The following is a 16,981-nucleotide window of genomic DNA, read 5'->3' on the forward strand; positions in this document are numbered from 1 at the left end:
CGAATCCGAGATTGAGCTAAGGAGCGTCGAAGATGTTCAAGTGTCGATGTGGGAGAGATTGAGGTGTTAAATCCGCCCTTGAGACGGTGTCGCCCTAGATCGCCGATGAATGCAGCCGTGAACACAAACCGTGAGCTCATAAGCCGACCTCCGGACTTGGAGTAGGCTGACTTACCACATCGTGGGCCTCAGCTCCCGTTACCCCAGGTCATCGGGAGGTCCTCGTCCCGGCGCCATTCCTCATCGGCCGGGCTCCCTCCTGGGTGAGAAGGAGTGACAGTCGGGACACCATTCACGGGAAAACAACGTAACTGCGAGTTCAGCCGCTGAGCGCTACGAGCGCATGGTGCGCTGCCGCGCCGACCAGGGTCGCGAGGGATAGGTTCGCCGCGACGGAGAGCGCGGTGTATCTCAAGGAACCGGTTTCCGAGTAGACCGCACCTATCGTGGCGGCACACGGGATATACAGCACGCTCACCAGGGTGAGCACGTAGGCGTTCTCGGGTGTGGGGTGCGCGTGCAGCATGGCGAGGGTGGAGATGACGGTCTCTTTCGCAACAATCCCGTTGAGGAGTGCCACGGCTTCCTTCCAGTCCAGCCCTAGGAGGGCTACCGTCACCGGCTCTAGGGACTTACCGACTAGCTCGATCGCGCTTCCACCGGTCCCTAACGGTTTCGGGTACCGTGTGGCGGTCCAGAGCAGGACCGAGGCCGCCAAGATGATCGTACCGGCCTTCTGGAGGAACTCGTTCGAGCGTAGCCAAGTAACGGTGAGCACCGTGCGTAGGTGTGGCTTACGGAGGCGTGGGAGCTCGATCACGTGCCCGTGGTGGGGCTCCGGCTTACCGAAGAGGAGGCGGTGTAGGACGTAGGACGTGACTGCGAACAGAGAGAGGGCGACGACGTAGATGGAGACGGCGGCCGGCACGCGCCAGGGGTCCGGTAGCTTCGCCGTTAGGTACGTAATCACCTCAAGGCGAGCACCGCATGGGATCATCGGTACGACGATTGCGGTCAGTAGACGGGCCCGTTCATCCTCGATGATCCGGCTCGCCGTGATCCCTGGCACATTGCAGGAAAGGGACAGGACTGCGGGGAACACGGTCTTGCCGTGGAGACCGAGGCGGGCGAGCAGACCGGACGCTAAAGCGGCGAGGCGGGCCGTGTAGCCGATGTCCTCGAGCACGGTGAGGAGCAGTAACATGACGAACACGTACGGATACATGGCGAGAACTGTTCCCACGCCTGGGATCACGCCCTCGGCGAAGACGTCGGACCACGGTGCGGGCAGACCCCGAGCGAACCAGACGAGGTGGTCGAACGCCCCCTCCACGAGCTCGGAGATGGGGTCACCCAGGAAGAACGACAACGCGAACACCGTCCCGAGCACGCCCAGGGCGAAGGGGGTGCCCCACACAGGGTGTGTGAGGACGCGATCGATCCGGTCCTGACGGGAGAGCGAAGGCCGACCCGTCACGCAGCTCCGGGCGATCCGCGTGGCGAGCTCGTCTCGGGCCTGTGAGATCAGGACGGCCGGGTCGTGGGAGGTCCGCTCGGCGATACGTTTCTTGACTTCTTTAACCCGTTTTAGAAGTTCGGGATCGCGTTTTTCGAGTTCCTGGAGGAGTTCGGGGTCCCCCTCGAGAAGCTTGAGGATGGCCCAGCGCGGTGGGTACTCACGGAGCTTCCCGCCGACCTCCGGGGCGAGTTTCTTCACGGCCCTCTCGACCTCGCGAGGGTATCGGAGGGATATGGGATTCGGCTCGACCCTTCCCTGCACGACGTCCGCGATCGTGCGCTTGAGGCGCTCGATCCCGTACCCTCGCTTCGCGGAGAGGCCAACCACAGGAGCTCCTAGTTCGCGCTCCAGTCGCTTCAGGTCGATGCCGATGCCCGTACGCTCCGCTTCGTCGAGCATGTTCACGGCCAGGATGACGTGGTGGTACCCGAGCTCTGCGATCTCGAGGAACACGCGAACGGCTCCGGCCACGTTGAGCGCGTCCCCGACGACGACCACGGCATCCGGCTTACCGTCGGTCCGGCCGAGCAGGTAGTCGCGGGCGACGCGCTGGTCCTCGGAGAAAGCCGTGAGGCTGTACGTGCCCGGTAGGTCGATGAGACGGTACCGCTTCCCTCGGAACTCGTACGTGCACGTCTTCCTCTCGACAGTTACTCCTGGCCAGTTCCCGACCTCCAGGTTCGCGCGGCAGACACGGGACATTATGGTGGTCTTACCCACGTTCGGTGGTCCCGCCAGCGCTACCGTCCTCATCGCCTCACCCCTGTTCCTCCTCGACGATCACTTTGGCCGCAAGGCCGCGACCCAGGGAGTACTTCGCACCGCCGACGCGCACGATCACGGGACCCGGACCGGACTTCACGACCTCGACGCGTGCTCCGGGCCGGATCCCGAGCTCGTACAGCATAGCGGCCGCTCCCTTACCGGCGGCCACGTCTACGACGCGGACCGTCCTCCCCTCTGGCACCTCCAACAGCGTCCTCACGGCACCACCCACCGTTGATATTTAATTGTTAGGCGTGCCTAACATTATAATACTTCCGCCCACCTGGCCGCATGGTACAGTGCCCTCGCAGCGCGCTCGGGTGAGGGGAACGTAGGCACTCCACCCTCCTCTAGAACCCTGATCCCAAGCGCCACGGAGTGTCGTCCCATCCAGACACCGATTACCGGTCCTCGGAACTCCTCGGCGAACTCTACGACCGCCCGTGCGGTTTTCACGGGCTCCGTCACGCTCTGCGGCGTGAGGATAACCATCACGGCCCCGTACCGGTCGGAATCAGCGAACTCCTCCAGCGCGACCCGGTAGCGCTCCGCGTTCGCGTCACCCAACACGTCGACGGGGTTACCCGTGGCCGCCTCCGGTGGCAATACCGAAGGGTCTCCCGCGGGCTCCGGGAGCTCGAAGCCCAGTTCGTGCAGGGCGTCCGTCGCCAGGATCCCGCCGCCCCCGGCGTTCGTCACGATCAGCACACGGTCCGAAGTCGGGGGACCTGCCTTTGCCAGTAGCTTCGCCGCATCGAACGCCTCCTCGAACCCTCTCACGAAGATACCACCCTCCCCCTCGATGAGTCCCTCGTAGACCTCTCCCGATCCCGCCAGTGAACCGGTGTGGGTGCCGACCGCCTCGGCCCCAGCCTCCGTTCTGCCACCCTTGAGCACGATCACTGGCTTACGCCCGGAGCACTCGGACAGCGCGTCCAGGAACCGCGACCCGTCCTTGACGCCCTCCAGGTACAGCACGACCACGTCGGTATCGTCGTCCTCCGCCAGGTACTCGAGGAAGTCGGGGAAGTCCAGGTCGGCCGCGTTACCCAGGCTCACGAACTTGCTGAATCCCACGCCTACGGCCCCGACGTCCCCGGAGGAGATCCAGTCGATTACCGAGGTCGCGAGGGCCCCGCTCTGCGTCACGAACGCGATGTTGCCCGGAGGAGGGGACTCCGCCGAGAAGGACGCGTTCAACCCGATCTTCGCGTTGATGATCCCGAGGCAGTTGGGGCCTACCAGCCGGACGCCGACCTTCCGGGCGGTCCTGACCAGCTCCCGCTCGAGGTCTTCGTTGCCAGCCTCGGAGAAGCCCGCGGAGATCACCACGCAGTACGGTACTCCTGCTTCCCCGGCCTCGCGTACCACTTCCGGGACGACTGGAGCGGGGACCGCGATCACCGCGAGGTCAACCCGTTTGGGGAGCTCGAGGAGCGACGGATAGCAGCGTCGACCTAGGAGCTCGTCGGCGTGGGGGTTCACCGGGTACACCGGCCCGTCGAAGTCGCGTAGCAAGTTCCGGAAGACACCGTGACCTACTTTCGAGGGATCTCGGGAAGCGCCGACCACGGCGACTGCCTCCGGGTGGAAGAGCCGGTTCAACGGTTCACTCCCCTAACAGCACGCGGATAGCGTCCAGTACGGTGAGTACTCCGACGACCTCCCCGTCCTCGACCACTACCGCACGGTCCTCACCGACGGCCGCCATCAGGTCTAATGCGGTCTCGAGATCCTCGTCGGGGTTCACGGTCACGGCCTTCCGGGTGACCTCGCCCGCGGTCAGCTCCCTCCACTCGCCCGAGGCCAGGGCGCGGACAACGTCGACCGACGTCACGATCCCGATCAATCGACTACCCTCTTCGACGACGGGCACCCCGTGGATCGACTCGGACGCGAACGTTCGGAGCACGCGCTCCAGGGGCTCGTCCGGCCTCACGACCACTACGTCCTCGGTCATCGCGTCCCGGACCGTGGGCACGGCCTCTCCATCCCCAAAGTTTTATTACCGCGTTAGGTCACCCTAATCGCGGCGTTAGGAGAGCCTAAGGGGGGAGAGGCATGGCGAGCCGACGATATAGGTACATCGGCCCGTGCAGGTGCGGATTAGGTCCACACGCGTTCTACGAGGACACGGAAACGGGAGAGATAAAGCACGCCTGGCAGGTATTGGGTGAAGGAAGTACGCCGGCACCTGCGTGGCCCGGTGGTTGGTGGAGAGGAGGCTGGCGCGGTGGTCCCGGTTGGGGAGGTGGTTGGTGGTGGCTAGCAACGGCGGACGAGGAGACCAGGAAGGAGGTACTAGAGGCGATACGCGAGGCTTTCGGGGAAGACTTCGCCAAGGCCGTAGAGAAGCTCGCGGAAAGCGTGCCGAAGGGCTCGGAAAGCGGGAAGACGGTGGAGGAGCTGCGGAAGAAGCTCGAGGAACTCGAGAAGCGGCTGCGAGAGATGGAAGGGGAGAAGTAACCAGGGAGAGAAGTAACCCGGGCGAAGACACCTCAGGCGGTGTTCGTGCACGACGCTTCGGAGTGCGAGGGATGTGGTGAGTGCATGCGAGCCTGTCCTACCGGTGTTCTCCTCGTCTCCGTCGGGTACGTCGAGGCGGACGCCTCCAAGTGCCGTGCCTGCGGAGCGTGCGACCGGGCCTGTCCGGCGAGTGCGCTCCGGATGGAACCCAAGAGGGGGTGATCGGGCTTGATCCGACGCGACGTGAAGGTCTTCCGGTGTTCCAGGTGCGGTGAGATCATCGAGGTGCCGTACGGTGCTCCCAAGCCCTCGAGCTGTCCGAACTGCGGAGCCCCAGCCGTGTTCATCCACCGGCTGAACCCCGGACCTGGTACTTGGGGAGGCTACGCCGGTCTCGGACGCGGTATGGGCCGTGGCGGTCCCGGCCGCGGAGGTCGCGGTGGTCCGGGGCGAGGGGGTCCCAGGTAAGTGCGTGTGGCTGTAATGGTGGAGGGTGATGGGGTGTCCACTCGGTTCGCCCGAGCTCCGGAGATCCGCGTGTACGAGGTGAAGGATGACGACGTCGAGCTCGTAGAGTCCAAGGGTAATCCGGTCGCGAACGTCCCGCGCGGAGCCGGTAGGCAGATCCTCACGGTCCTCACGGAAATGAACGTCGAAGCCACGGTCGCCGCGCGTTATGGTCCCAACGCACTCCAAGGTCTCAAGGCCCAAGGGATAAAGGCTTACGTAGCGGAACCCGGGACCGATCCGGAAGAGGCGGCCCTGAAGGCCGCCCGCGGCGAGTTACCCGAGGAGTGATCCTGGAATGTGGCTGGCTATCACGGGCGGTAAGGGAGGTGTCGGCAAGACCACGGTCGCTGCCCACGTCCACAGGATCCTGGGTTGGGACGCCCTAGACCTGGACGTCACCACCCCCAACCTCCATCTCTACCTCGACTGCGAGGAGATCGATCGGTCCGACGTGTACATTCCGTGCCCGAAGCTTGAGGACGAAGACGAGTGCGATCTCTGCGGGACGTGCGCGCGGGCCTGTGCGCCTGGTGCCCTCGTGGTCGGGCGTTCGTGGGATCTGGACCCCGATCTGTGTCATGGCTGTGGACTATGCGTCGAGAGCTGTCCCAACGGCGCCCTAGCGTACGACTGCGTCCGGATCGGTGAGGTGAGGAGATACCAGGTGTCCGTAACCGGGGCGATTCTAACCTCCGGAACGCTCGACGTGGGTGATCGACGGTCCCGACACCTGGTTCGAATCCTTCTGGAGGGTGCGGACGACGGAAAGGACCTTATCCTCGATACGCCGGCCGGTGCAGGTAAGGACGTGTACGACGCGCTCAAGGCCGCTGACGCCGCGATCGCCGTGACGCAGCCGACCCCGGCGGCCTACCGCGACCTGAGACGTCTGATGCGCATCGCCGACCGCGCCGGGACCGATGTAGTCATCCTGATCAACAGGTCCGACCTGTCGGATCTCTGGAGATGTAGGATCGAGGAGGAAGTCCGAACCCATGTCGTCGAGGCCCCTACCGTGGACGATCCGCTCCGATCGGGGGTTTTCAGGGAGGCGGTGGAGCTTTGCCTGGATGAGGTCGTGTAACCGGGGGGTGCCGCGTTGGATCCTGAGTTCAGGGTCGTCGTCTTGGGAGGAAAGGGCGGCGTGGGGAAGACGGTTTTCTCGATCGCCCTGGCGGCGGAGCTAGGGGTACCGCTGGTGGATGCCGACGTGACCGAACCCGACGTACCCGCGTACCTGGAACTGGAAGTCGAGAAAGCATTGGGGGAGATCAGGGCCCGTTACGCGGTCAGAACCGACGATTGCGTCGGATGCGGGAGGTGCTCGGAAGTCTGCCCTTGGAACGCCGTCGAGGATCCCACGGCCTGCGACGGGTGCGGGATTTGCGCGATCGCCTGTCCCGAGGACGCGATCGAGTTCGAGTCGGAGGTTCTCGGTGAGATAGTCAGGTCGCGCAACCCGGACTTGGACCTCGAGGTGATCCATCCGGAGTCCGATCCCTGGGTACCCGAGCTGGCGCACTTGATCCACAGGATGGTTCCTCGACGCCCGTGCGTGATCGACTGTCCGGCTGGGCTGGGATGTCCCGTGGTCGCGGCCCTCTCCCACGCCGACGTCGCGGTACTGGTAACAGCTCCGGACCCCGCGGCCCGTCACGACTTCGAGCGCGCCAGGATCCTGGTCGAGAGGTTCCGAATACCCGCCGTTACCGTCCTGAACCGGTCGGACGGATCGGACGGTGACTTCGACGTGGTCGTCCCGGAGTCGGAGGACGTGCTGGACGCAGCGCTGCGAAGAGACGCGCGGGCGCTGTACCGTGCGCTCCGACCCTACGCGCGGGAGGTCGTCGAGGAGATCCGGTCCGAGGCATCGTTTCAGGACGCGTAACGTCGACCCTGAGGCCTTAAACCCTGGAACCCCGCGTGACCACCAATGGGGACGACCACCCTGCCGGTGAGGGAACCTTCCCGCGGGGAGTTGGAGGAGTACCGGGAGGTGCTCGAGGAGCTGACCGGCTCGGACCTCGGGATCGCAGACCGGGAGGTGACCGTGGAGCGTATCCGGGGACCGGTCCGGGCCGACCGCGTCTTCGTTGATGGTCGTCCGGTGCTCACGGTCACGTTCGACCCGTGGACAGCCTCATGTGTATACACGCTGACCCCCCACGGCGCGAGGGAGGCGGAGGAGATAACCGGGGAGCGCCCGGAACGCCGCCGCCTGGCCCGTCGCGACCCGTACGGCCTCCTGGATTTCGAGTCGACCGGAACGAAACGGGACCTGAGGAAGGCGGTGATCCGCGCCTTGGAGGAATGCGACGTGGACGTCCTGGAGATGGAAACCGCCACGGAACGCGTGAACGGCGTCGAGCTGACGGGTCTGGCCGTGTACACGGCTCGGGAGTTCCTCTACGTGGACGTCGTCCCACCTGATCCCGCAGGACGTCCGAACCCAGTGAACGCCGTCGCCCGGATACTACATGCGTTCGGTGGCGAAGAGACGCGCCCATGGACGCACCCTGAGTACAGGTTCCTCGGCGTTCGCAGGGTTCGCGACGGTAAGGTCGCGCGGTGCCGCCTGGGCCGCGAGTTGATCGAGTTCGAAGCCAGGATCACGCGGACGGGTCTGGTATTCCTGTCCGCTCGGGGTGACTGACGCGTGTACAAACAACGGTTCGTGCTAGACACTACGGCGTTCACCGACCGGGGCGTGGTGGATGAGCTCGGAGAAGGTGACCTATGCGAGGCGGTGACTCGGATACTGGACTTGATCGGTAGGGCTCGGATGGAACTGGCCATCAGCTGCTACATCCCGTACCCCACGGTGTACAGGGAGCTGAAGGGGTTCCTGGAGCGGAACGGGTGTCCGGAGTTGTTGTCCAGGATCGACACGTGGATCGTGAAGAAGACCCCGAACCGGTACGAGGTCAAGGTCCCGGCTCGGTTGTTCATGGCCTATGTGAAGGATATGAGGGAGCGGCTGGACCGTGGGAGGAAACGGGCCGAGAAGGCCATCTGGAAGGCGGCCCTGGAGGCGTACGAGATCATGCTACGTGAGGAGGCGGACGTGCCTAAGGAGCGGATCATCCGGGAGGTGATTGGGGAAACGGTGCGACGCTTCCGGCGGAAGTATCGTCAGACGGTGCGCCACGGGACGCTGGACAGCACGCCGGATCTGGACGTGCTCCTGCTCGCGAAGGAATTGGACGCGGCCGTGGTGGCGAGCGACGAGGGTATCGAGCGGTGGGCCCGGGAGCTCGGGCTGCGTTTCATGCCCGCGGGTTCGTTCCCAGATATGATCGAGGAATACCTGGAAATGTCGAAGGAGGTGGAAGGATGATCTCGTTCCGGCTACGTCCGGTGTTCGGAGTGCCAGGGGACGACGTGGCCCGACCGTACCTGAGACTCGCGGAGAGTGACGAGCTGGTCCGGACCACGCGGGAGGACGCGGCCGTGTACGCGGCGATCGGGGCCGCCGAGGTTTCGGGCGAGCCTGCGGCTGCCCTGGCGACTCGAGGCCCTGGGGTGGCGGTCGCGCTGGCGGGGCTGGCGTGCGCGCTGGCCGATCGCGTGCCCGTGCTCTGCGCAACCGGGGAGATCACCGAACGCGGATTCCAGTCGCTTGTACCCTCGATGGCGTCGGACGGCGCGGAACTCACGGTGACGGACGACCCGGGGGAAGCCGCGCGGACCCTAGCCCGCTCGGAGCCTGTACTGTACGTCGATCCGGGATTCGACCCGGACGAAGTCTCCTCGGAGCTTGAGGGGATCGAACCCGCCGAGCCGGATCCCGAGGACGTGGAGCGCGTCCGTGAGCTCCTGGAGGGCGAGCGCGTGGCGATCCTGGTGGGAAGGGGTTGTTACCGCGCGCAGTGCGGGGAGCTAGTAGAGCGGTTATGTGGGATCCTGGAGGCGCCGGTCGTGGAGACTATGCGCGGCCGAGGCGTGGTACCTGAGTACCATCCTCGCAATGTCGGGGTCGTAGGTCTCAGGGGCTGGGCGAACGACGTGATAGAGGAAGCCGACGTCGTGCTCGCACTGGGGGCCCGACTGTCGGAGCGGACGCGTGCGAACCTCGACTGGCCCACCACGGTCGCGATAGGTTTCGAGGTGAAGGACGCGGACGAGGTCGTGGAGTGTGACGTGCGGGCCTTCGTGGAAGCGCTGCTCGAGGATCCTCCGAGGACGGAACCATGGGACCCGAAGCCGAGTGAGCCGCCGGGCTTCGACCTCGAGCTGTACCGGGTCGTGAAAGCCGCCCTGAAGGGCTGGATCGGACCGGCTACGGTGGACTCGGGTCAGATTACCCCCACCGCGCTATTGGCCGCTCGGGTTTCCTCCCCGTCCGAGGTGATCTACTCCGGGTCGTTCTGTCCTATGGGGTTCGCGATCCCGGCTGCGCTAGGGGCTTCGGCCCGAGTCCCCGAGATGGTGCTCGCCCTGACCGGAGACGGAGGGTTCATGACCTCCTGCCAGGAGCTAGAGACGGCGGCCAGGGAGGACCTCCAGATCGCGGTGCTCGTCACCCGCAATGGGGAGCTCGGGTTCACCCGGCAGGTGATGGAAGAAAAGGAAGGTAGGGCGGCCAAGATGGGGCTGGACGCCGACGTTCCGAGTATAGCCGAGTCCTTGGGCGTCGAGGTCGAAGTGATCGGGAAACCGGACCCCGATGAGGTGAAAAGAACCCTCAGGGACGTGGAGATGAGCGGAGAAACCACCGTGGTGGTCGTCGAGCTCCCGCACGAGGACGTCCCGATGCCAGGGTCGGGATGAGGAGAACCCCGGTCACCGAGTAGATGAGGAGGGACAGGTGCCCCGACCGGTCGGGACGACGCCCGGATCCGATCTCGGTCCTGATGATGAGTACGGGGCCCGTAAGGTGATCGATGATCGGACATCCGCCTGCCGAGTCGGGCGGTGGTCCGTTGCTCCGCCGCGGTAAGAGCGCCGAGGAGATCGCGACCTCGATCCTGCGGAAGGAAGGCTTCGAGGTCGTGGCTAGGAACTACCGGGTGGAGCTGGAGAACGAGCTGGTCGCTGAGATCGACATCGTGGCGGAGAAGGATGGGGAGCGGTACGCCGTCGAGGTGAAGGCCGGAACGGTGGGCGTGGACGCGGTGAGGCAAGCATACGTGGCGGCGGAGCTCACGGGTTATCGGCCGCTCGTGATGGGGAGGCGGGTACACCCGTCAGCGGAGGCGCTCGCGGACCACCTCGGGGTTGAGGTACGGGAGTTCTCCGAGTTCGTGGAGGTCGAGCCGGTGGACGAGCTGGGAGCGGTAGTGTCGGACTTACTTCAGGATAAGATGTTGGAACTACTCTCCGCCGCCTCGAACGTGTCGTGGGAGGGTCTCTACGTAGCCTTCCAGGGCGACCTAAGGCGGGTTACGGAGCTGATCCGGGTTCGGGACCGCTCCCAGGCCGAAGATCTGGTTGAGGCGCTGGCCTTCCTGAAGCTCATGGCCTCGGACACCGTGGGGGCCGTCAAAGAGGTCGAAGGGGACGAATTCCTGCTGAAGCTGGACCCCAGGGTGAGGGTCCCGGACGGTACGACGCTCGTCGTGTTGAACCGGTGGGGATCCCCGGCGTTCGTCGTCGCCGAGCCGGTGAGCGTAGGGACGCACCGGGTGAGGATGCGCTCGTGGGAGGGGGAAGTCGAGACGGGTGAGCGCGTGGTCTACCTGGGCGAGGTGGAGGGCTGAACCGTGCCGAGTTGTCGGGCCCGCTTGAGGATGCTCTCGAGGGGCGGATCGTCCACCTCCTGAACCTCCTCCGGGTTCCCCAACTCCCACCTATCGGCGAGCTCGTCGAAGGCCGCCTCCGCGGCCCGCTGAGCGTCGCGGTTCCATCCCCAAGGCAGCGGGATCAGCACGGGGTACACACGCCCCCCGTCGTACAACACGACGGCCGTGTCGTAGTGGTGACCGCACCAGGCTCCCTCCTCGAGTAGGACCCGGTGGAACGTGTCGTTGGCTTCGGCCGCCTCCAGCACCCCTTCGGGATCGGGATCCCGTAGGTAATCCCGCACTCCGCACCCGCTCTCGTTCTTCCACCACTCGAACCTGGGAAAATGGAGATCCACCTCACGTAGGGCCGCCACCACATGACCTTTGTCGAAGCCCAGATCGAGGAGGGGTCGGTACTCGACGACCTGTCCGTGGTGCGTGATCGCGTCGAGTCGGGCCCTGTGCGGGGCTTCGCCGAAGTTCGCGCCTCCGAGTATTACGGAATCCGGAAACGCCTGGGCCGCGACTTCGAACCGGAGCCGGCCGCAGAGCTGGCAGAGTTCGCGCTTGGACCCGACCGGAGGTGGCACGTCGAGGTGGTACAGGTAGACAGGGGTCTCATAGCGGCTGTCGAGTTCGGAGGCGACTAGATACGCCCGCGCGTGGACGAGCTCGCGTGGCATCCCGGGATAGAATCCGACGGTGTAACAGACGAGCTCCACCCCGTACTCCTCGCAGGCTCGGGCGGCTGCCGCCGCACACAGGGTACTGTCCATACCCTCGAGTCCCACGCACACCCGGGCGGCTTCGGTCTCATAGAGTATTTCCCGGACCGCGTGGACTACCTCTCGGAACAGTCCTTCTTCGTGCCGTTGGTAGGGATACACAGCGTCCCACGCAGGGGCCTCCGTGACGGACGGGACATCTCGGAGCAGCTTCAGGAGCTTCCGCTCCGGTTCGATCTCGTAAACCTCGATCTCGGGCATCGGAAAAGCCCCGGTGGATACCCTTTATTGTTCTACAATTTTCGACTGAGGAAGCGTAACTGTAAAGGTGCGAGGCTCCCCTGTGCCCGGGTGTCGGCAGATGGCATCATCCCACCTGGCCGGTCGGTCCGGCGGTGTCCCGGGCCGTTGGGCCGGGCCCTCATCGGCGGCGCGAAGCGCTTCCTAGGGGCCCGGGTCGCGGGCGTACGGGGGCCTGAGACGTTGGCTCTGCTCGAGGTTAAAGACCTGCGGGTGGAATCCGAGGACGGGACGGAGATCGTTCGAGGTGCCTCCCTGACTGTTGACGAGGGCGAGATCGTCGACCTGATCGGTCCCAACGGGTCGGGGAAGAGCACGCTGGCGAAGACCATCGTGGGATGCTCCGGGTACGAGGTAGTCGAAGGTGAGGTCCGGTTCAAGGGCCGGGATATCACCGACCTCCCAATGTACGAGCGGGCGAGGATGGGGCTGACGATGTCCTGGCAGGAGCCCGCGAGGTTCGAGGGCCTGACCGTGGGTGAATACCTGTCCGTCTGTACCGACGACGAGGACTGGGCGCGACGGTGTCTCCGGATCGTCGGCCTCGACCCTGAAAAATACTGGGACCGCGAGTGTGGTGAAAACTTGAGCGGGGGCGAGCGGAAGCGCGTCGAGCTGGCGGCGGTGATGGCGATGAGGCCGAACCTGGTGATCCTGGACGAGCCGGACGCGGGACTGGATATGTCGTCGATGGAGGATTTGGCGAAGGTCATCGAGACTATGAGGGAAGAAGGTTCCGCAGTGCTGTTGATCACGCACAATCGCGACTTGGCGGAGCAGGTCGGCGACAGGGCCTACCTGATGATGGACGGTAAAATCGTCGATGAAGGAGACCCAAGGGACGTGGTGCTCAAGTGCCTGATGTGCGGGGGTGGCTTGGTGTGCGGGGCGGAGTGAGCCCCAAGGAGGTGTTCAAGCCCACAGGTTACCACGCGGGCCCGGACACGCCACGGATCGTGATCATCGAGAACAAGGTCGTGAACGTTCAGGGTGCGGAAGGCCTCGAGCTCAACGCCGAGGAGGAAGACGACACCGTCGTCGCCGAGCTCGTGGTGAAAGAGGGATACGAGTTCGACGAGCCCATCCACATGTGCGTGGGGGTCCCGTGGCCGGAGGGAGTCCAGCGAATCGTGACGAGGCTGATCGTGGAGCCCGAAGCGAAGATACGGCTGATGTCCCACTGTTCGTTCCCGAGGGCACGCGACGTCGTACATGAGATGGAAGCTGAGTTCGAGATCGGTGAGTGCGCGGACGTGAAGGTCACTGACGTACACTATCACGGGGAAGGAGGCGTACGGCTGAAGGCCGAGTACGACGTGTCCGTGGGGCCCGAGGCGTCCTTCACGACCGAATTCAAGCTCACGGAAGGACGGGTCGGCGAGCTGGAGTGGGGGATGGACGCTCACGTCGAGGAGCGGGCTACTGTGGAGGGGGTTGCGAGACTAAGGGCCGTCGAGGAGGATCACGTCCGGGCGGTGGAGAGCGTCCGGTTGATCGGGGAGGATGCGCGGACACTCCTGGACTTCAAGGCGGCCGCGATCGACGGCGCATTCATCGAGCTGGTCGGTGAGATCTCAGGGGAGGCGGACGGCGCCCGCGGCCACGTCGAGTGCTCGGAGATCATTAAAGGGGGCGGAAAGGTCGTCAGCGTTCCCAAGCTGCGGGTAGTCCACCCCGGCGCCAGGTTGACGCACGAGGCCGCCCTCGGTACCGTGGAGAAGAAGGAAGTTGAGACCCTGATGTCCCGAGGTCTCTCGGAGGAAGAAGCCGTCGAACTACTCGTGAATGCGATGTTAAGGGGTTGATCGTCGTGGCCGTCGAGAAAGGTGACTTCGTGAAGATCCACTACACTGGACGCATGAGTGAGTCCGACGAGGTGATCGACACCACGCGGAAGGAGGTCGCGGAGGAGTACGGTCTGAACGTCAAGCCCGGTCCGGTGGTGATCGTGGTCGGGGCCGGGATGGTGTGGGAACCAGTCGAGGAGGCGCTGATGGGCTCGGAACCGGGGGACGAGCTGGAGGTCGAGGTACCTCCGGAGAAGGCCTTCGGAGAGCGTGACCCTTCGCTGGTCCGGACGTACCGTAAGTCCGAGTTCGAAGGGAGCGTGAAGCCCGGGGACACCGTCGTGAGTCCTGACGGTCGGCGCGGTCGCGTGCTCAGCGTCGACGGTGGACGGGTAAGGGTCGACTTCAATCACCCGCTGGCGGGCAAAACGCTGACCTACGAGGTGGAGGTCGTAGAAGTACTGAAGGACACGATGGAGCGGGCTGAGGGCCTGCTGGAGACGATGGTACCGTCCGTCGACGCGGAGCTGGAGCTGGACGGTAACACACTGCGAGTCAGGGTAGAGGGCGACGACACCGCCAGCCCGGCGTGGGCACGGGCGAAGCAGAGGTTCGCGAAGTTGATGATAGAATACGACGACGCCGTGGAAGAGGTTGTGTTCGAGGAACGTTTCACTGAATGACGCCCGTATCCTCGGCCGCCCTCTCCGCGGCCTTTCGCGTTAGCCCTTTATCCCCTAAGATGGTGTACCGGTTCGGACGTATCTCGTGCGCCATGCAGAGTGCCTCGATGATCTCCTCGTCGCTCACCCCTAGGTCCTCGGCCGTGGTGGGCGCGCCCGCCGTTTCGAGCGTCTCACGGATTTCCCGCCAGTTGCCCCCGTGGAGGTACTCCATGATGATGGTGCCGACACCGCACTGCTCGCCGTGAAGTGCCGGACGTTCCGCTATCACATCCAGGGCATGGCTGAAGAGGTGCTCCGACCCACTGCACGGTCTAGAGGAGCCCGCGATACTCATAGCCACCCCGCCACTGATGAGCGCCTGAACCAGCTTCTTGATGCCTTCCGGTAGGAGATTGCCGATAGGCTTCGCGTTCTTCATCACGATCCGGGCCGCCATCAGCGATAGGGAAGACGCGTACTCGCTGTAGGGCTCGTTCCTGAGCCGGTGCGCCAGTCGCCAGTCCTTTACAGCCGTCACGTTGGAGACGACATCCCCGACCCCGGCGCGGATGAGGCGCTCCGGGGCCTTTCGGATGACTTCTATGTCCGCCAGGATGGCCAGGGGTGCCTGGGCGGGCTCGGAGTACGGTCGTCCCTTCCGTCGGATGGAGGCGAACGGTGACGCGATACCATCGTGGGAAGCGGAAGTGGGAACGCTGATGAACGGGATATCCCGACGGTACGATGCTACCTTCGCCACGTCGATGACCTTACCGCCGCCCACAGCGGCCACCACGTCCGCGTCGATCTCGTCCAGCGCCTCCAAAGCTTTTTTCACGTCGTCCCCGGTCGACCCCTCGACGATCACCGGTGATGTCTGGTACCCGGCTTCCTCGAGGTAGTCGACGACCTCGTTCCCCGCGATCTTCATGGTAGTTCGTCCGGAGAACACCGCGACGACTCCGTTCGGTATTCCGACGCTACGTAGGACCTTCGGAACTTCGGGGAGTACGTTCGAACCCACGACGACCTCTCTTGGGAGCTGCATGCGTTTCTTGGGAACGCTCAACTTCCGTCGACCCCCAGAGGGGTGATCGATTGGAGTTCTCGGAGTGGTACGCGGAGGTCCTGCGCAGCGCGGAGATAATGGACGTGAGGTACCCCGTTAAGGGTGTGTACGTGTGGCTACCATACGGGTTCGAGATCCGACAACGGGTAGTCGAGAAGCTGAGGCGAAAGCTGAGGGAGACCGGGCACGAGGAGGTGCTGTTCCCGACGCTGATTCCGGAGACCCAGCTGAAGAAGGAATCCGAGCACATAGCAGGGTTCGAGGACGAGGTGTACTGGGTGACTCACGGGGGACTCAAAGAACTCGACGAGAAGCTGGCGCTGCGACCGACCAGCGAGACCGCGATCTACCCGATGTTCGCGCTGTGGATCAGGTCGCACGCCGACCTACCGCTTAAGATATTCCAGGTCGTGAACACCTTCCGGTATGAGACAAAGCACACCCGACCGCTGATCCGGATGCGGGAGATCACCACGTTCAAGGAGGCTCACACTGCCCACGCGACCGAGGAAGAGGCGGAGGAGCAGGTCAAGGAAGCGGTGGATATATACTCGTCGTTCTTCGATGAGCTCGGGATCCCGTACATCGCGTCGGTGCGGCCGGAGTGGGACAAGTTCCCGGGCGCCGAGTACACGGTGGCCTTCGACACGCTGATGCCGGACGGTCGGACGCTGCAGATCGGTACCGTCCACATGCTCGGTCAAAACTTCGCGAAGACATTCGAGGTCACCTACGAGACGGAGGAAGGCGACCAAGAGTACGTGTACATGACCTGCTACGGTATATCGGACCGAGTGGTGGCCTCGATGATAGCCATACACGGGGATGAGCGTGGCCTGGTGCTGCCGCCGGACGTGGCACCGTATCAGGTAGTAGTGGTCCCTATCCTGAAGAAGGGAGTTCGGCGGAAGATCCTGGAACGTGCTGTGGAGGTCGAGGAGATGTTGCGGGAGGAGGAAGTCCGGGTCAAGGTAGACGACCGCGACATGAGCCCGGGACGTAAGTTCCACTACTGGGAGCTGAAGGGTGTCCCGTTGCGTATCGAGCTCGGAGCCCGGGAACTCAAGGATGGGACCGCGGTAGTCTTCCGTAGGGACGAGCTCGATCGTGAGACGTACGCGTTCGAAGAACTGCCCGAGGTCGTTCCCGATCTGATGGAGGAGATCGCGATGAGGCTGCGGAAGCGGGCCCGCGAGAAGTTCGAAAATGGTATATTCCGAACGGACTCCTCTGAGGAGGCACGAAGACTGGTTGGTGAGGGGATCGTCGAGACCGGTTGGTGTGGTTCCAAGCGCTGCGGTATGCGTATGGAGGAGGAATTCGGTGGAGACGTTCTCGGTACTCCGTACCCCGAAGAAGACACCGAATTCGAAAGGTGTCCGATCTGTGGTGAAACAGCCGAGTACACCGTCCGTATCGCGAAAACGTACTGAAACTGGGATCAGGGGTTGT

20 protein-coding genes are annotated in these 16,981 nt (G+C 64.2%); 14 read left to right on the plus strand and 6 right to left on the minus strand.

All coding sequences use genetic code 11. The features are described from left to right. Nucleotides 1-319: 319 nt before the first annotated feature. From feoB to BW919_RS06615, 4 genes are read right to left on the minus strand one after another with little or no spacing between them, the layout of a single operon-like run. On the minus strand, nt 320-2,272 hold the full coding sequence (gene feoB / locus BW919_RS06600; protein WP_088336226.1) for a ferrous iron transport protein B: 1,953 nt from the start codon (nt 2,270-2,272) through the stop codon (nt 320-322). 4 nt (nt 2,273-2,276) lie between these two features. Continuing rightward, the gene (locus tag BW919_RS06605; RefSeq protein ID WP_232452872.1) at nt 2,277-2,504 is read right to left on the minus strand and encodes a ferrous iron transport protein A; all 228 of its coding nucleotides are present in this window, start codon (nt 2,502-2,504) and stop codon (nt 2,277-2,279) included. Nucleotides 2,505-2,548: 44 nt separating this feature from the next. Beyond that, a complete protein-coding gene (locus BW919_RS06610; protein WP_088336228.1) occupies nt 2,549-3,889 on the minus strand; it encodes an acetate--CoA ligase family protein in 1,341 nt (446 codons plus the stop codon). 4 nt (nt 3,890-3,893) lie between these two features. Continuing rightward, nucleotides 3,894-4,265, minus strand: a complete 372-nt coding sequence (locus BW919_RS06615) for a CBS domain-containing protein (RefSeq protein ID WP_088336229.1) — start codon at nt 4,263-4,265, stop codon at nt 3,894-3,896. 80 nt (nt 4,266-4,345) lie between these two features. On the opposite strand from BW919_RS06615, the gene BW919_RS06620 reads away from it, so the two are divergent. From BW919_RS06620 to BW919_RS06665, 10 genes are all read left to right on the plus strand, one after another. Beyond that, entirely contained in the window at nt 4,346-4,750 is a 405-nt protein-coding gene (locus tag BW919_RS06620) for a hypothetical protein (RefSeq protein WP_088336230.1), read from the plus strand. A gap of 39 nt (nt 4,751-4,789) precedes the next feature. Then, nucleotides 4,790-4,972 (plus strand): 4Fe-4S binding protein, encoded by a 183-nt coding sequence (locus tag BW919_RS06625; protein WP_088336231.1) that lies wholly within the window; start codon nt 4,790-4,792, stop codon nt 4,970-4,972. Nucleotides 4,973-4,978: 6 nt separating this feature from the next. Beyond that, nucleotides 4,979-5,218, plus strand: a complete 240-nt coding sequence (locus BW919_RS06630; protein WP_198324593.1) for a hypothetical protein — start codon at nt 4,979-4,981, stop codon at nt 5,216-5,218. After that, a complete protein-coding gene (locus BW919_RS06635) occupies nt 5,219-5,548 on the plus strand; it encodes a NifB/NifX family molybdenum-iron cluster-binding protein (RefSeq protein WP_088336232.1) in 330 nt (109 codons plus the stop codon). Between the two features lie 7 nt (nt 5,549-5,555). Then, on the plus strand, nt 5,556-6,344 hold the full coding sequence (locus BW919_RS06640) for a 4Fe-4S binding protein (RefSeq protein ID WP_088336233.1): 789 nt from the start codon (nt 5,556-5,558) through the stop codon (nt 6,342-6,344). Between the two features lie 15 nt (nt 6,345-6,359). Next, nucleotides 6,360-7,148, plus strand: a complete 789-nt coding sequence (locus BW919_RS06645; RefSeq protein WP_088336234.1) for a 4Fe-4S binding protein — start codon at nt 6,360-6,362, stop codon at nt 7,146-7,148. A 90-nt stretch (nt 7,149-7,238) separates the two neighbouring features. Beyond that, a complete protein-coding gene (locus BW919_RS06650) occupies nt 7,239-7,913 on the plus strand; it encodes a hypothetical protein (RefSeq protein ID WP_148689205.1) in 675 nt (224 codons plus the stop codon). Nucleotides 7,914-7,916: 3 nt separating this feature from the next. Next, nucleotides 7,917-8,597: an RNA ligase partner protein gene (locus BW919_RS06655; RefSeq protein ID WP_088336236.1), complete on the plus strand. Its 681-nt coding sequence runs from the start codon at nt 7,917-7,919 to the stop codon at nt 8,595-8,597. Beyond that, nucleotides 8,594-10,030 carry a thiamine pyrophosphate-dependent enzyme gene (locus BW919_RS06660; protein WP_088336237.1) on the plus strand — a complete coding sequence of 479 codons (1,437 nt, stop codon included), beginning with the start codon at nt 8,594-8,596 and terminating at the stop codon, nt 10,028-10,030. Before BW919_RS06655 ends, BW919_RS06660 begins: the two co-directional genes overlap by 4 nt. Before the next feature lie 113 nt (nt 10,031-10,143). After that, complete coding sequence (locus BW919_RS06665) at nt 10,144-10,959, plus strand: YraN family protein (RefSeq protein ID WP_088336238.1); 816 nt, start codon at nt 10,144-10,146, stop codon at nt 10,957-10,959. On the opposite strand, the gene BW919_RS06670 is transcribed toward BW919_RS06665, so the two are convergent. After that, on the minus strand, nt 10,935-11,969 hold the full coding sequence (locus BW919_RS06670; RefSeq protein WP_157666136.1) for a hypothetical protein: 1,035 nt from the start codon (nt 11,967-11,969) through the stop codon (nt 10,935-10,937). The genes BW919_RS06665 and BW919_RS06670 overlap by 25 nt on opposite strands. 222 nt (nt 11,970-12,191) lie before the next feature. Here BW919_RS06670 and BW919_RS07955 point away from each other — a divergent pair, with 222 nt between their 5' ends. From BW919_RS07955 to BW919_RS06685, 3 genes are read left to right on the plus strand one after another with little or no spacing between them, the layout of a single operon-like run. Further along, nucleotides 12,192-12,905, plus strand: a complete 714-nt coding sequence (locus BW919_RS07955) for an ABC transporter ATP-binding protein (RefSeq protein ID WP_157666137.1) — start codon at nt 12,192-12,194, stop codon at nt 12,903-12,905. After that, nucleotides 12,890-13,813 carry a SufD family Fe-S cluster assembly protein gene (locus tag BW919_RS06680; RefSeq protein WP_088336241.1) on the plus strand — a complete coding sequence of 308 codons (924 nt, stop codon included), beginning with the start codon at nt 12,890-12,892 and terminating at the stop codon, nt 13,811-13,813. The genes BW919_RS07955 and BW919_RS06680 overlap by 16 nt, the downstream gene beginning before the upstream one ends. Nucleotides 13,814-13,818: 5 nt before the next feature. Beyond that, complete coding sequence (locus BW919_RS06685) at nt 13,819-14,478, plus strand: peptidylprolyl isomerase (protein ID WP_088336242.1); 660 nt, start codon at nt 13,819-13,821, stop codon at nt 14,476-14,478. Here the strand turns inward: BW919_RS06685 and BW919_RS06690 are convergent. Next, on the minus strand, nt 14,468-15,529 hold the full coding sequence (locus tag BW919_RS06690; RefSeq protein WP_198324594.1) for an NAD(P)-dependent glycerol-1-phosphate dehydrogenase: 1,062 nt from the start codon (nt 15,527-15,529) through the stop codon (nt 14,468-14,470). The genes BW919_RS06685 and BW919_RS06690 overlap by 11 nt on opposite strands. Nucleotides 15,530-15,558: 29 nt before the next feature. Here BW919_RS06690 and proS point away from each other — a divergent pair, with 29 nt between their 5' ends. Next, nucleotides 15,559-16,962, plus strand: coding sequence for a proline--tRNA ligase (proS, locus tag BW919_RS06695; protein WP_088336243.1), 1,404 nt, complete (start codon nt 15,559-15,561; stop codon nt 16,960-16,962). The last annotated feature ends 19 nt before the right edge of the window (nt 16,963-16,981 follow it).

This window comes from Methanopyrus sp. KOL6 (assembly GCF_002201915.1).
Classification (GTDB): Archaea; JAADCQ01; Methanopyri; order Methanopyrales; family Methanopyraceae; genus Methanopyrus.

What these genes read in the sequence shown, in the direction of transcription:
- feoB (WP_088336226.1), bottom strand. Translation starts at nt 2,272, where the DNA reads ATGAGGACGGTAGCGCTGGCGGGACCACCGAACGTGGGTAAGACCACC.
- BW919_RS06620 (WP_088336230.1), top strand. Translation starts at nt 4,346, where the DNA reads ATGGCGAGCCGACGATATAGGTACATCGGCCCGTGCAGGTGCGGATTA.
- BW919_RS06640 (WP_088336233.1), top strand. Translation starts at nt 5,556, where the DNA reads ATGTGGCTGGCTATCACGGGCGGTAAGGGAGGTGTCGGCAAGACCACG.
- BW919_RS06660 (WP_088336237.1), top strand. Translation starts at nt 8,594, where the DNA reads ATGATCTCGTTCCGGCTACGTCCGGTGTTCGGAGTGCCAGGGGACGAC.
- BW919_RS06665 (WP_088336238.1), top strand. Translation starts at nt 10,144, where the DNA reads ATGATCGGACATCCGCCTGCCGAGTCGGGCGGTGGTCCGTTGCTCCGC.
- BW919_RS06670 (WP_157666136.1), bottom strand. Translation starts at nt 11,969, where the DNA reads ATGCCCGAGATCGAGGTTTACGAGATCGAACCGGAGCGGAAGCTCCTG.